The organism is Chryseobacterium sp. RU33C (assembly GCF_900156015.1).
Taxonomy (GTDB): Bacteria; Bacteroidota; Bacteroidia; order Flavobacteriales; family Weeksellaceae; genus Chryseobacterium; species Chryseobacterium candidae.
On the sequence record NZ_FTMT01000008.1, the window covers coordinates 126,727 to 140,134 of the forward strand.

Annotated in this window: 9 protein-coding genes; 5 read left to right on the top strand and 4 right to left on the bottom strand. The window is 38.8% G+C overall.

The window, feature by feature from the left end; all coding sequences use genetic code 11:
- Positions 1-49: 49 nt before the first annotated feature.
- The 5 genes from BW946_RS09130 to BW946_RS09150 all read left to right on the top strand — a co-directional run bounded on the left by BW946_RS09130 (position 50) and on the right by BW946_RS09150 (position 7,029).
- The gene (locus BW946_RS09130; protein WP_076595880.1) at positions 50-2,518 is read left to right on the top strand and encodes a GEVED domain-containing protein; all 2,469 of its coding nucleotides are present in this window, start codon (positions 50-52) and stop codon (positions 2,516-2,518) included.
- Positions 2,519-2,858: 340 nt separating this feature from the next.
- Positions 2,859-3,788: a T9SS type A sorting domain-containing protein gene (locus BW946_RS09135; RefSeq protein WP_083688830.1), complete on the top strand. Its 930-nt coding sequence runs from the start codon at positions 2,859-2,861 to the stop codon at positions 3,786-3,788.
- A 144-nt stretch (positions 3,789-3,932) separates the two neighbouring features.
- Positions 3,933-5,117 carry a hypothetical protein gene (locus BW946_RS09140; RefSeq protein WP_076595882.1) on the top strand — a complete coding sequence of 395 codons (1,185 nt, stop codon included), beginning with the start codon at positions 3,933-3,935 and terminating at the stop codon, positions 5,115-5,117.
- Positions 5,118-5,127: 10 nt separating this feature from the next.
- Positions 5,128-6,549 (top strand): hypothetical protein, encoded by a 1,422-nt coding sequence (locus BW946_RS09145; RefSeq protein WP_076595883.1) that lies wholly within the window; start codon positions 5,128-5,130, stop codon positions 6,547-6,549.
- A gap of 24 nt (positions 6,550-6,573) precedes the next feature.
- Positions 6,574-7,029: a DUF1801 domain-containing protein gene (locus BW946_RS09150; protein WP_076595884.1), complete on the top strand. Its 456-nt coding sequence runs from the start codon at positions 6,574-6,576 to the stop codon at positions 7,027-7,029.
- A 341-nt stretch (positions 7,030-7,370) separates the two neighbouring features.
- On the opposite strand, the gene BW946_RS09155 is transcribed toward BW946_RS09150, so the two are convergent.
- The 4 genes from BW946_RS09155 to BW946_RS09170 are packed head-to-tail and all read right to left on the bottom strand — an operon-like array spanning position 7,371 to position 13,324.
- Positions 7,371-8,636, bottom strand: a complete 1,266-nt coding sequence (locus BW946_RS09155; RefSeq protein WP_076595885.1) for a TolC family protein — start codon at positions 8,634-8,636, stop codon at positions 7,371-7,373.
- Positions 8,626-11,721, bottom strand: coding sequence for an efflux RND transporter permease subunit (locus BW946_RS09160; RefSeq protein ID WP_076595886.1), 3,096 nt, complete (start codon positions 11,719-11,721; stop codon positions 8,626-8,628). Before BW946_RS09160 ends, BW946_RS09155 begins: the two co-directional genes overlap by 11 nt.
- Before the next feature lie 15 nt (positions 11,722-11,736).
- The gene (locus BW946_RS09165) at positions 11,737-12,837 is read right to left on the bottom strand and encodes an efflux RND transporter periplasmic adaptor subunit (protein WP_076595887.1); all 1,101 of its coding nucleotides are present in this window, start codon (positions 12,835-12,837) and stop codon (positions 11,737-11,739) included.
- Positions 12,838-12,841: 4 nt separating this feature from the next.
- Positions 12,842-13,324 carry an MgtC/SapB family protein gene (locus BW946_RS09170; protein WP_076595888.1) on the bottom strand — a complete coding sequence of 161 codons (483 nt, stop codon included), beginning with the start codon at positions 13,322-13,324 and terminating at the stop codon, positions 12,842-12,844.
- Positions 13,325-13,408: the final 84 nt, after the last annotated feature.

The window sequence follows — 13,408 nt, forward strand, 5'->3', positions numbered from 1 at the left end:
TAATTTTATATTGTTATTTTTTATAAATTTCGCCGCAAATGTAATTAAAATGATAGTAAATTTATTTTCTAGAGTGGTGCCTGCCATCGCTCTCTTCTCAGCCAGTGTAATGATGGCTCAAAATTTTCAGCCAATGCCGGTTTCTTCAGGCTATACGGCAGACGTGATTGCAAACGGAATAGGTTTCTCATCAGTTTCAACAACCAATGATGTAGATGGAGTTTCTTATGCTTTTGTTGCAAGAGATTTTCAGTTAACTTCTACAAGCCCGGCGCTTACTTATGGTCTGCCAATAAATGGAATTATTAATTCTGCTGTTGCAGGAACTCCCGGACTTAGCTATGTTTTAGGAAATTTAAGTGGGAATAACTCATTAAGACTGGCTGCTACCAATGATAACGGAACTCTTACTTTTACCACTCCTAAACCCGCTTTTACTTTGTATATGCTTTCTACCAGCGGTAGCGGAACATCTGCTGTAAATGTTACAGTTAATTTTACGGATGGAAGCAGCCAGGTATTTTCCAATATAGGTCTTGCTGACTGGTATGGTGGATCCAATTTTGCCATCCAGGGAATAGGAAGGATTAAGAGAACTACGGATGCCTTAGAATCCAGTACTACGGATCCAAGACTTTATCAAAATGCATTAGTAATAGACGCTGCTAATCAGGCAAAACCCATACAAAGTGTGATGGTAACCAAAGCAAGCGGTTCGGGTTATCCTAATATTTTTGCTTTTTCAGCAGATGTGTATTCAGACTGTGCACCTCCAGCATTGCAGGCGGTTTCCGGAGTCACAGCTAATTCTGCTTTAGTTTCCTGGACGGGGAGCGCTGCCAGTTATGATGTGTATCACAGTACCTCAAACACAACTCCTGCAAATTCAGTAACCCCTACTTATCCTGGAGTAACAGGAACAAGTACAACAATAGGAGGTCTCAATTCAAATACAACCTACTATTATTGGGTGAGATCCAACTGTAATACTGCAACCAGCCAAAGCGTATGGTCTTTTGCAGGAACATTTAAAACAGCCTGTTCTACTTTCACTGTTCCATATACAGAGAATTTTGATACAACAAGTACAGGTTCAATTTCAAATACCAATGCTCCAAGCTGCTGGGCATATCTGGAAAGTGCATCATTTGCAGGTTATGGATATGTAACAACAACAAATAATTATTCAGCTCCTAATGCTTATTATATGACCAATTCAAGTGCTACTACGGGTAGTCAGATGCTGGTTGCACCTCCTGCTATCAACCTTTCAGATGGTACGAAGCGTGTAAGGTTCTATGCAAGAGGAGGAGGAAGTAATTATACATTATTAGTGGGAACATTATCAAATCCTACAGATCCCAATTCTTTTACACCCATTGGATCTCCAATTGCTCTAACAACTACCCACACTCAATATACAGTTAATATTCCGGCGGGTACTGATTTACAGTTAGCATTTAAACATGGTTTAGGAGGTTCTTCACGTTCTATTTATATTGATAATATTACCGTTCAGAATATCCCTTCCTGTCTTGAGCCAACGGCACCTACTTCATCAAACGTAACAATGAACTCAGCAACAATCGGTTGGACCGCACCCGCTTCAGTTCCTGCAAACGGATACGAAGTATATTACAGTACAACCAATACTGCGCCTGATGCTACAACGGTTTTGAATGCTTCCAATTCTGTAACTTCTACCACTATTTCTGCGCCATTGAATTTACTATCTGCGGATACGAACTATTATGCATGGGTAAGATCTGTATGCAGTGCCGGTGACAAAAGTATCTGGAGTGAAGCTACTGCATTCAGAACAGGGTACTGTCTGCCTTCATCCGGTTCTCAGAATTCCTGGCTTTCTGATTTCAGTTCTACAGGAGGACTTGTAGATATGGCTTATTCGTCCGGTTCAAGTGTTGCAGGTGGGTATCAAAACTTAACAGCAAGCAGCAACAAAATAATAAATGCTCCGGGATCCAGTACTTCAGTATCTTTTACTGCCGGTGGTCCTACATGTGGAATTGGCGTTTGGGTAGACTGGAATAATAACTTAACTTTTGAAGCTTCAGAAAGAATGTTTGTTACCAACACTTATATTACAAGTACTTCGGGATCTATCACTGTACCTGCAGGAACACCTCTTGGAACTTATAGAATGAGAGTGGTGACTGATTATAACAGTACAGCTCCTTCAAACCCCTGCACAGCTATTTCAAGAGGAGAATTCATTGATTTTACATTTGAAGTGGCTACCTCTTTATCCACTTCAGAAACGCATTTGAAGAAAAAAGAAGTGAATGTATATCCTAATCCTTTCAAAGATGTCCTGTATATTGCGGATATCAAAGATGTAAAATCTGTAACCGTTACGGATGTGGCAGGAAGAGTAGTGAAAACTATTGATAACCCAACTACGGAACTTCAGTTAGGTGAATTAAATGCCGGGTTATACTTGGTAACAATGAACTTTAAAGATGGTTCAAAATCAACAGTAAAAGCCATTAAAAAATAAAATTTTTTGAGTTAATAATTTCTGTAGGCAGCTGCATTCGTGTGGCTGCCTTTTTTGTGATCAGGTGTAACTTCCCGAGATTTGATATTCCAATTTTTATGAGGCAGATAATTTCTAGCTTCCAAGATCTATTATTCAGAATAAGTAAATAATATTCATTATAAGTTTTTTGAGTACTAATAATTTTAGCCTTTTTGTAGCTTTTTTTTGCAATTTAAGTCAATATGTTATTTATTGTTATGTGAAATAGCTTTTTTATTATGGGTTTTTTATTTTTGGATTAGATTAAACACAAAAAAGATCTCTTTATGAAAAAAAAATTATTCTTACAAAAGCTTTCATGCGTTGTTTTATTCTCTACCGTTGTAATGCAGGCTCAAAATTTTCAAACAATGCCTGTTCTGTCCGGATGGATGATGTTATAGCTAATGGTATCGGATCTTCTTATGATTCCGTTTCCAATGATATTGATGGGGTAGGGTATGCTTTTGTAGCGACAGATTTTAAAGCAGTGAGTTCTGATCCGCCTCTGGCTTTTGGTATACCTGTGAATGGTATTATTAATTCTGTAGTAGCCTCAACTCCCGGATTGAGTTATCAGTTGGGAGATCTGAATTCCAATAATTCGCTGAGGTTGGAAACTGCCGGGCAAAATGGAACCCTTGTATTTATAACCCCACTAGCAGCTTTAAAACTGTATATGCTTGCAACAAGCGGAAGTGGTGCGGCTACCGTAATGGCTACAGTGACATTTACAGATAATACTTCTCAGGTATTTTCCAATATCAGTATTCCTGATTGGTATGGCGGCTCCAATTATGCGGTTCAGGGTCTGGGAAGAGTTGTTGTGGGTATTGATGATATAGAAGCTGATAGCTTTAATCCCAGAATATATCAGTTTGCACTGAATATGGATACAGCCAACCAGTCTAAATCTGTAAAAAGTGTTACCCTTACAAAAAGCGGAGGTGATGGTATTGTCAACCTTTTTGCTTTTTCTGCAGACAAAAATACCCAACTCAGTACTGCTGAAGTAAATGGTTTTAAAAAAGGAGATATTTATCCAAATCCTTTTAAAGATGTTTTTCATATTAATGATATAAAAAATGTTAAGAGTATAACAGTTTCAGATGTGGCGGGAAGAGAGGTGAAAGCCATAGATAAGCCATCAACAGTACTTCAGTTAGGTGAATTAAATGCCGGTTTATACTTGGTGACAATGAACTTTAAAGATGGTTCAAAATCAACAGTAAAAGCCATTAAAAAATAAAGTTTTTTGAGTTAATAATTTTTGTAGGTAGCTGCACTCGTGTGGCTGCCTTTTTTTATGGGCAGTTTAATAATAACTGGACAAAATATTATCAGAAATTGTCCATAAAATTATTATACATTTGCATTGAAAACTATAACATCCATGAATAAATTTAAACTACTTTTTTTAATACCATTATTTTATTCCGAATTTTCCCAGGCTCAGCGAATTGATAAAGAAGTAATCAGTTTTCAGCTTTTAAAAGAACCAGTGTTTCCTACGGAACTTTCTAACAGAAATTACATGATTACGGTAAAGTCTCCCTATAATATTACAAAAGACGATGTCATAAGAATTTCGAAAGAAGACCATCAGAAAAAGGTAGATAATTATCATACTAATGTTGAGAATGCCAAATATGAGCATCAGGAAAGATTAAAAGACTATGATGCTGAGGTGAAAAAACTTCAGGAAAAATACAAACTGGAATCTGCAGAATACAGCAAATTATCAGCGGTTGAAAAAATTGCAGCTACCAACGGAGCTCCTGTGCTGAGGCTTCCTTCAAGACCTGTACTTAATATTCCTTCAATGCCGGTTTATCAGCAGCCCGATCTGAGAGATGCTTTAATTGTGGATAACAAAATTCTGGCTTCCCAAATAGATGTGACCGGCTTTTCAAAAGGTGGGAATTATCTTGATATTGTGATTGAAATGGAAAGAACAAATTTTCAGGACAATCAGGGAAAGACTTTTGCCAATCAGCCAACAAAAATCACAGCGAAGCAAGGCGGTACCGTAAAGCTGGATAAAACCTATTTCTCAGATTTTACAGAAATAGCAAGTGTTCCGACTAATGAAATTAATCTGAATGCTCAGGAAAAAAGATCCCTGCAAAGAACGATTGACCGTATAAGAAATATTATCAATGAAAACTTTGGTTATCAGACCATCAGTTCTACAGTAACATTGGCAACTGTAAAAAATAAAGGAGAATATGATGATCTGGAAAAAGCGTATATCTACGTTACAACCAATCTGAAGAAACTTCAGGCAAAATCAGATTACGCACCAAACAAAGTAGCCATGGAAAATATGCAGAAAGGAATTGATCTTTGGAAAACAGCTTTAACAAAAGTAAATTACAACGATAAGAAAGCTGTTTACAATCAGAAGATTGGAGAATATCTTTATTTTAACCTGATCAGATTGAATATTGCTTTAGGAAACTATCAGGAAGCAGAGAAATATTTAAATGAGTTACAGGAGCATTTAGTGGATATCAAACTATCCTATGATGCCAATCTTGAACTGAAAAGACTGGAAGAAAAAATTTATAATAACTAAAGAAAACAATATGATTAAACAGATTTTTGCTTCGGCATTAATTACCGCTTCTGTGTACTCTTACGCACAGACCAAAGTGACAGAAGGAACAAAATTCACTGTGGATGCCAATCTTGAAACGGATGATAAACTGGTACTGGCAGATGATTATAATTCTTATATGTTCAGTGTTATCAATATTGACGGACTGATGAGAAATGTTTTCCCTCACAAAAAATTGCTGATGAGAAAACTGGATCAGAACGGAAGTCTTGTGGATACTTATGTGAAAGATTATGCCAACAAAACGAATGGGGTACTTCACAATTATCTGGGATCACAACAGATCGATGATGATAAATTGATAGCATTTACGGAAGAGTATTTCGGAAAAGAAAACAGAAAAGAAGTTTTTCAACATGTTTTCAGCAGAAAGGAAGGCACTTTTACCACAAAGAGTATTGCAAAATACAGCATTGAATCTACCAACAGATCAGGAACTACTTATGTCCTTTTCTCAGAAAATGGGAAATATGCAGCCATCTTCAATGACAGATATGCGAATAAAAAGACAGATAATGTAAATGATGTGCTGGTATTGGATCTGAGAACACTTACTCCCGTTTGGAACAAAGAAATTATATTGAGCAATGATTATGTTGAAAAGTCTTTAACATTAACTAATTCGGCCAAAATAGTTGTGTTGCGTAAGGCTGCAGGCTGGAAGGAATCTTATAAGCTGGAACTGGTTTCCAATACTGAAGATAAAGACCTTCCGTTTGATGATAAATATATTCCTGAAAAATTATATGCTTTCAGTAAAAATGACAATGATTATCTGGTGACTTTTGGAAGAAAAAATGCAACAGTTACTGTTGGATCAAGTACTTTCGGAACAGTAATGTTTTATGACATGAAATCCGGAAAAGCGGTCATCAGCAATACCAATCTGGCAGGAAGTAAAGATATGAACGATGTGAAGGTCATCAAAACGATTGTGAAAGGGGATGAGACTTTAATGGCTGTTCAGCAGGAAACAGTAACAAGACCGATGCCTACAGCAATGAACCGCTTCCCTGATCCTGTATATTCTCTGGATGCGGGAATGCTGATTAAGTTTAATAAAGAAGGTGAGGTAAAACAATTTGTAGCAGCTGGAACTTCTACCGGGAAAAGAATTCATGTGGTGGAAGCTGGAGACAAGCTTTATATTTCCGCTTTCTACCCTAAAGGAGCTTTCGGTAACACAGGGTTTTCAATGAAAGTTTTTGACTTTGCCAATCTGAAACCTCAGGAAGTAAGCCTTGATTATAAGGGAAAAAATTTCTTCCAGAACTACGGTTTTGCAGACGGGAATATGATTCAGTACGTTCCGAATGTGAATAAAATGATGTTCCTTCAAAAGAGCAGCAAAGAGGTTCAGATGTTCAGTGTATACAATTTCATAAAATAATCGTATTTTAGAAAAAAATACAATATGCAGATTCAATCGGTTTCCATAGAAGATTATATTTCAAAAACTCCTGAAGAAAGACAGGAAGCTTTTAAAAAACTTTTTGATACGGTGAATAATAATCTCCCGAAAGGTTTTGAAGAAGCCACAAATTACGGAATGATAGGCTGGGTAGTTCCTTTGTCAACATATCCTGCCGGATATCACTGTGCACCCGGAACGCCGCTGCCATTCATTAATATAGCTTCCCAAAAGAATTTTATAGCACTCTATCATATGGGATTGTATTCCACACCGGAATTACTAGAATGGTTTGTGGCAGAATATCCCAAACATTCCAAAAAGAAGCTGGATATGGGTAAATCCTGTGTACGCTTCAAAAAAGCAGAAGATATTCCTTTTGAACTGATAGCTGAACTGAGTCAGAAAATGACGCCTGATGACTGGATCAAAATTTATGAATCACAGTATAAGAAATAAAAAAAAGCCCTGATATCAAATAGATTTCGGGGCTTTTTTATGCTGGAGGCGGGAAGACTTGAAGCTGGAAGTTATATTTGTGTTTTTAGATTTATTGATTGCAATTTGATGATAATTTTTTGAGTTTTTAAAAATTATTGATATTTATATGCAATTTTACATTAATCCTGTTGTTCTCTGTCATTCTGAATGTAAAGTAGTGAAATGAAGAATCTAGGCTTTATATGGGATTCTTCCTTCGTCAGAATGACAATGGTGTAAATTGTATATAGTTGCCAAATTAATAAAATGATTTTCATCTATCCACGGCTTCCATAAAACTCCCAGCACCCATCTTCCAGCTAAAAATGAATATCCCAGATTCCCGCTTTTCGCTCAAGTTCAATCAAAGCGGCTGCGTTATCTGCAAGAGCCTCATAATAATCTTTTCTTACATTGTTATACGTTCGCTGGGCATTCAAAACTTCAAGGATAGAGCTTTCTCCTCTTTTATAGCTGTAGGTAATCCCTTCCAGAATGCTTTGTGCTTCCGAAAGCATTCCGTTATGAAATTGTCTGAGCTGTTTCTGAGTGGCTGCATAGTGTTGATAAGCTTGTATCACTTCAGCTTTTATTCCCTGTTCAATCTGTTTATATTCAACTTCCGCCTGCGAATGGGCCATTTCTGCTATTTTTAATCCTGCATTTCTTCTGTTGGAAAATTTTAAGGGAATACTAATGCCCATTTTTACCGCATTTACAGCTGGGGAAGGAGCAATTTCGTTAGTCGCTTCCGTATGTCGTTCTGCTCCGGCACTGATACCTAGATCTATGACTCTGTTTGCTTTTTCAAGATTGATCTGGCTTTTGGTAACTTCCGTATTTTGTTTGGCGGCCATTAAATCTGCTCTCTCATTCAAAGCCTGGAGGATCAGATCATCCATACTGAAATCTCTGTTGAAGGCATTAAAATCTCCGGCAACGTCTCTGCCGGTTATTTTGCTGTCTCCCAGAAATACCGATAAACCGGCGATAGCCTGCTGTTCTGCACTTTCAGCCTGATATACTTCATTGAGCAAAGAAGCGGCTTCCAGCTTACTCTGTTTGGAAGCGACTAATGTTATAGTTCCCAATTGGTAGCGGATACTGTCGGATTTTGCCAGTTGCTGCATATTTTTGTAAGAATCCTGCTGCACTTCAAGCAAAGCTTTGGATTTTAAAGCCTCAATATATCCTAAACTGGCATCTGCACGAAGATTCCTGAAAAAATCCTGCAATAGTATTTTGCTCAGCTCGGATTGATTTCTGGCGAGATTAACTCTGGCTTTTCTTTTACCACCCAATTCAAGTGTCCAGCCGATGGAAGCACCGTAGGCATATCCCATATTTTGATGTACACCGTTATTAGTGGTTTCCATTTCCAGCTCAGGATCAGGAAACATATTAGCCGTCTGGATAGCAGCTTCTGCCATACTTACATTGTACTTTTGAGAAGCATAGCCTAAATTTTTATTTCCGACAAGACTCAGGTATTCTTCAAATGGTAAAAGCTCTTTTTCCTGTGCCTTCATACCTGTAATATTAAACAATACGACAGATAATATGATAATATGAACTTTAATTTTCATCTGATTCCAAATTTTGTTTTTTGCTTAGGCGTTCAGCCATAAAATAAATAGCAGGCAGCACGAATAGGGTTAAAATAGTAGAGAACATCAGCCCGTAAACAATGACAGTTGCCAATGGACGCTGTACATCAGAACCAATTCCTGTGGCCAGTGATGCCGGAAATAATCCGATTACAGCAACCGTTGCGGTCATCAGTACAGGTCTGAAACGGTCTTTTGCGCCTTTGATGGCAGCCTGTTTCAGCTCATATCCTTTCTTCCGGAGATCATTGATATGAGAAATCATAATCACTCCGTTCTGAATAGCAACTCCAAAGAGTGCGATAAATCCTACTGCGGAGGATACATTCAGAGACATTCCCCGGATATTGAGTGCGAGCATTCCGCCAAATAATGCCAGCGGAACAATAGACATCAGAACCAAAGCTTGTCTGAAATCTCCAAAGGCACCATACAGCAGCAGAAACATAATGGCCAGTGCTAACGGAACAATAAATGCCAGCCTTGAATACGCCCTGTTTTGATTTTCAAACTGTCCGCCCCATTTGATCTGGTATTTCTCATGATCGTATTTGATCTCTTTTTCAATTGTACTTTGTGCTTTTTTCAGGAAAGAAGAAAGATCAGTACCTCTTAAATTCAGCTTTACCGTAAGATGTCTTTTGTTCATTTCTCTGGTAATAGTGCTTTCGCCGGTACTCAGTTTCACTTCTGCTACCTGTGATAAAGGAATTTTTGCTCCGGAAGCTGAGGTAAGCATCAGGTTCCCGATTTTATCTGGTGTGTCGCGGCTGTCTTCTGTATAACGGCATGAAATATCATACACCTTATTGCCGATAAAGATCTGGGAAATGGCTTTTCCTCCCAATGCGACTTCAATAAGGTCGGCAACATCTGCTACATTCAGTCCATATTGCGCAATTTTGTCTCTGTTGGCAATAATCTGCAACTGAGGTAATGGCGGTTCCTGATCAATGGCAAGGTCTGCAGAACCCGGAATTTTATTTAAAGTAGACAATACATTTTCAGCAATTCTTCTGGTTTCTTTAAAATCTTCTCCATACACCTTTACTACTAATTCGCTGTGAGCTCCGGAAATTTTATCCATTACCCCGTCAATCATAGGTTGTGAAAAACCTACGGTGAATCCCGGCATATCTTTATAATCAGCTGCGAGTTCTTTGATAAGGTCTGCTTTTGTCTTTCCTGCCGGCCATTCGCTGTAGGGCTTTATTCCGACAGAAACTTCAAAGTGGGAAGCCGTCCACGGGTCGGTACCATCATCATTACGTCCTGCCTGAACCATCATATAAGTAATTTCGGGATGTTTTAAAGTACGGGCGCGCAAGGTATCGCTCATTTCCTTTGATTGGGCTAAAGAAATCCCGGGTGGCAGCTGTACCTGAAGCCATATAGAACCTTCATCCAGCTCCGGAAGGAAGTCTTTTCCTACATGCCAGGAGAGAACTCCGGCAGATACCAGGACAATCATAATAGGAATGATAACTCTTTTGGGAGTCTGCATTATTTTTTCAATGCTCTTTCGGTAAGCTGTGCTTAGTTTTTCCAGCCATTTGTTGTGATAGATCTTTTGTGGTTTTCTATAGATCACATACGCTAATCCGGGGATCAGCAGTAATGCTACAGCCAGAGCTCCCAACAGAGCATATCCAACAGTAAAAGCCATAGGGGTAAATAATTTTTTTTCCACTCTTTCAAATGCAAACAATGGAAGATAAGCAGTAATGATAATGATGGTGGAAAAGAAAATAGGTTTGGCTACTTCAATCACTCTTTGAGTAATCGTTTTTTCTTCCAGTGTTTCTTCTGAATTTTCTTCTCTTTTTTTCAGAATGGTTTCCAGCATGACGATTGCCCCGTCTACAATGATTCCAAAATCAATTGCTCCCAATGAAAGCAGATTGGCCGGAATATTGGTAAAATGCATCAATATAAAAGCAAATAACAAAGAAAGCGGAATGGTAATAGCCACTAATAATGCTCCACGCCAGCTTCCCAAAAATACAATCAGCACAATAATAACCAAAACAATTCCTTCGGTGAGGGTGTGAGAAACTGTGGTAAGCGTGGTTTTTACAAGGTCTGTTCTATCCAGGAAAGGATGGATTTTTACACCCGGTGGAAGTGTTTCGTTATTCAGTTCTTCAATAGCTTCATGTACTCCTTCCAGCACTTGCGAAGGATTTTGACCTCTTAATAAAAGTACGATTCCTTCTACGCTTTCGGAATAATTACGCTTATGGTCTGTGTAGCCAAGGATTCCTTTTCTTTCCAGATTTCCGTATTTCAATGTTCCTACGTCATTCAGAAAAACAGGAACTCCATTTTGGGTTTTGACTACAATTTTTCCAAGATCATCCAAATCTTTTACCAAACCGATTCCGCGGATTACGTACGCAAGGTTCCCACGGGGAAGCATACTTCCTCCGGCACTCACATTGTTTTTGGAGATCGTTTCGGTAACTTCGGAAAGGGATAATCCGTATTGTTCAAGCTTATGCGGATCCAGTTCAATCTGGAACTGAGTGGTAATTCCCCCGAAGTTGGTCACATCAGCAATCCCTGAAATCTGTTTAATACGGGGGATAATCACAAACTTCTGTAAATCCGTAAGCTCCCGCAGGCTGTGATTGTTACTTTCGATAATATAACGATACACTTCGCCGATGGGCGAGGTAAGGGGATCTAATCCCGGCTGTGCACCATAAGGAAGCTCCACATCCGTCAGTCTTTCCTGGATACGCTGCCTTGCCCAGTAATCGTCTATACCATCATCAAAAACCATAGTAATAATGGAAAGCCCGAAGGTACTTTTGCTTCGCATCACATGCATTCCCGGAAGACCATTCAGGGATCTTTCCAAAGGGATAGTGATCTGCTGTTCCACTTCTTCAGCGGCAAGTCCCGGAACCTGTGTTACCACCTGAGAGGTTACATCAGCAATATCGGGATAGGCTTCTATGGATAATCTGGTCCAGGAATAATACCCGAAGAACCCCAGTAAAAGGAAGAGAGCCAGCATAAGCCATCTCTTCTGTATAGAGATTGTCAGTAATTTCTTCATCGTTTTTCTTTTACATTATTTTGCATCCGGCATATAAATTCCCCCTTCGGTCATGATGGTTTCTCCGGGTTGTAAGCCTGATGTTATTCTAACTGTTTTTTCATCGGTTTCTCCTGTTGTCACAGAACGTTTTGTATATTGATTCTTACCGGTTTTTACCCATACATACTGGGAATTGTCCTGCTGCATTAAAGCGGTTACGGGAATCATCACTGTCTTTTCCGGAGTTGTTGAAAAGTTGACTGTAGCGTACATGCCTGGCTTTAACTTTCTGTCCGGGTTGTCACATTCAATAAGGATTTTGATGCTTCGGGTATCTTCGTCTACAACTTCATTGATATGGTATACTTTTCCGTTGATATTTCTGTCTGGATAGGCACTTACTTTTACAGAAACCTGATCTCCTTTATTGACAAATCGGATGTCTTTTTCTTTTACATCACCGGAAATCCAGACTTTTGATAATTCTGCGATGATTATTACCGGATCTGCATCTCCTTTCAGATATTGCCCGTTGACAATTTTGTTGGAAATAATTTCTCCGTTAATGGGTGCTCTTACAACGAGTGGACTTCCTATACCTCCGCCTTTACTGTTATAGACTTTCAAGGCAGAAGAAGCATTGGAGAGAGAGGTTTTTTTATTTTTAAAATCAGTTTCTGCTTCATCCAGTTCTTTCTGAATGCCAACTCCATGTTTTACAAGGTCCTGCTGGCGTCTGTAATTTTTTTCTGCGAGCTGTACATCATTCAGTGCATCTGTATAATCCTTTTGAACTGAAAAATAATCTGATGATAGAATTTCAAAAAGAGGACTCCCCGCAGATACATGTTGTCCAAGCTGAATAAACGATCGGGTAATTCTTCCGGAAAAAGGACTGGCAATTTCCGCATAGTGATTGGGTATTGCCTGGATTGTTCCTGCTGAAACCACACCATCACTATGTTCCTGTTCGCTAATAACCTGCGTTTTAATTTTTTTGAAAACAGGATGGGTTTCCGGAACAGTAATCTGATTACCGCGGGTCATTATTTCCGGTTCTTTGTTTGGCTGGGTTGTATTGTCTTTACAGGAAACTGCAAAGAGAATAATACTACTTAAGATTACTTTTTTCATGATCTTAATACAATTGAGTGCTGTTGCTGATTTTTACTTTTTCTTTGTTATTTTTCCTGGTACTGAGCCATTTTTTGCTTCTGGTTTCTTTCTGAGAGGCCATAGTAGGTCTCAGAAATATATTCGTAGAGACAATGAAGAGAACTGTGATGAGGGCTTCCAAAGGATATCCCAAAGCGCATAGTGCGCCTATGGCCGCCGAACACCATAATGTGGCTGCCGTGTTTAATCCTCTTACGGTAAGACCGTCTTTCATGATAACACCGCCGCCAAGGAAACCTATTCCGCTGACAATATAAGAGGTGATTCGTCCGGCCGCATCGCCACCAATTCTGATGGCAATTAATACAAAGGCTGCAGAGCCGATACATACCAGCGTATTGGTGCGAAGGCCTGCATTTTTTTTACGCCACTGTCTTTCGAAACCAATACCGGCTCCCAGACAGAATGCGGTGAGTAATCGTAGGGTGAATTCAAATGTATTCATAACTTTTCCTGTTTTATAAAGCTTTTCAGCTGTACGGGAAAAGTGAGTACAACTAAAGCTTTTAAGATTGATAATGACGGTAAG

Excerpts from the sequence above, each read along its gene's own strand:
- BW946_RS09170 (WP_076595888.1), bottom strand. The coding sequence starts at position 13,324 with ATGAATACATTTGAATTCACCCTACGATTACTCACCGCATTCTGTCTG.
- BW946_RS09135 (WP_083688830.1), top strand. The coding sequence starts at position 2,859 with ATGCGTTGTTTTATTCTCTACCGTTGTAATGCAGGCTCAAAATTTTCA.
- BW946_RS09165 (WP_076595887.1), bottom strand. The coding sequence starts at position 12,837 with ATGAAAAAAGTAATCTTAAGTAGTATTATTCTCTTTGCAGTTTCCTGT.
- BW946_RS09130 (WP_076595880.1), top strand. The coding sequence starts at position 50 with ATGATAGTAAATTTATTTTCTAGAGTGGTGCCTGCCATCGCTCTCTTC.
- BW946_RS09155 (WP_076595885.1), bottom strand. The coding sequence starts at position 8,636 with ATGAAAATTAAAGTTCATATTATCATATTATCTGTCGTATTGTTTAAT.
- BW946_RS09140 (WP_076595882.1), top strand. The coding sequence starts at position 3,933 with ATGAATAAATTTAAACTACTTTTTTTAATACCATTATTTTATTCCGAA.
- BW946_RS09150 (WP_076595884.1), top strand. The coding sequence starts at position 6,574 with ATGCAGATTCAATCGGTTTCCATAGAAGATTATATTTCAAAAACTCCT.
- BW946_RS09160 (WP_076595886.1), bottom strand. The coding sequence starts at position 11,721 with ATGAAGAAATTACTGACAATCTCTATACAGAAGAGATGGCTTATGCTG.
- BW946_RS09145 (WP_076595883.1), top strand. The coding sequence starts at position 5,128 with ATGATTAAACAGATTTTTGCTTCGGCATTAATTACCGCTTCTGTGTAC.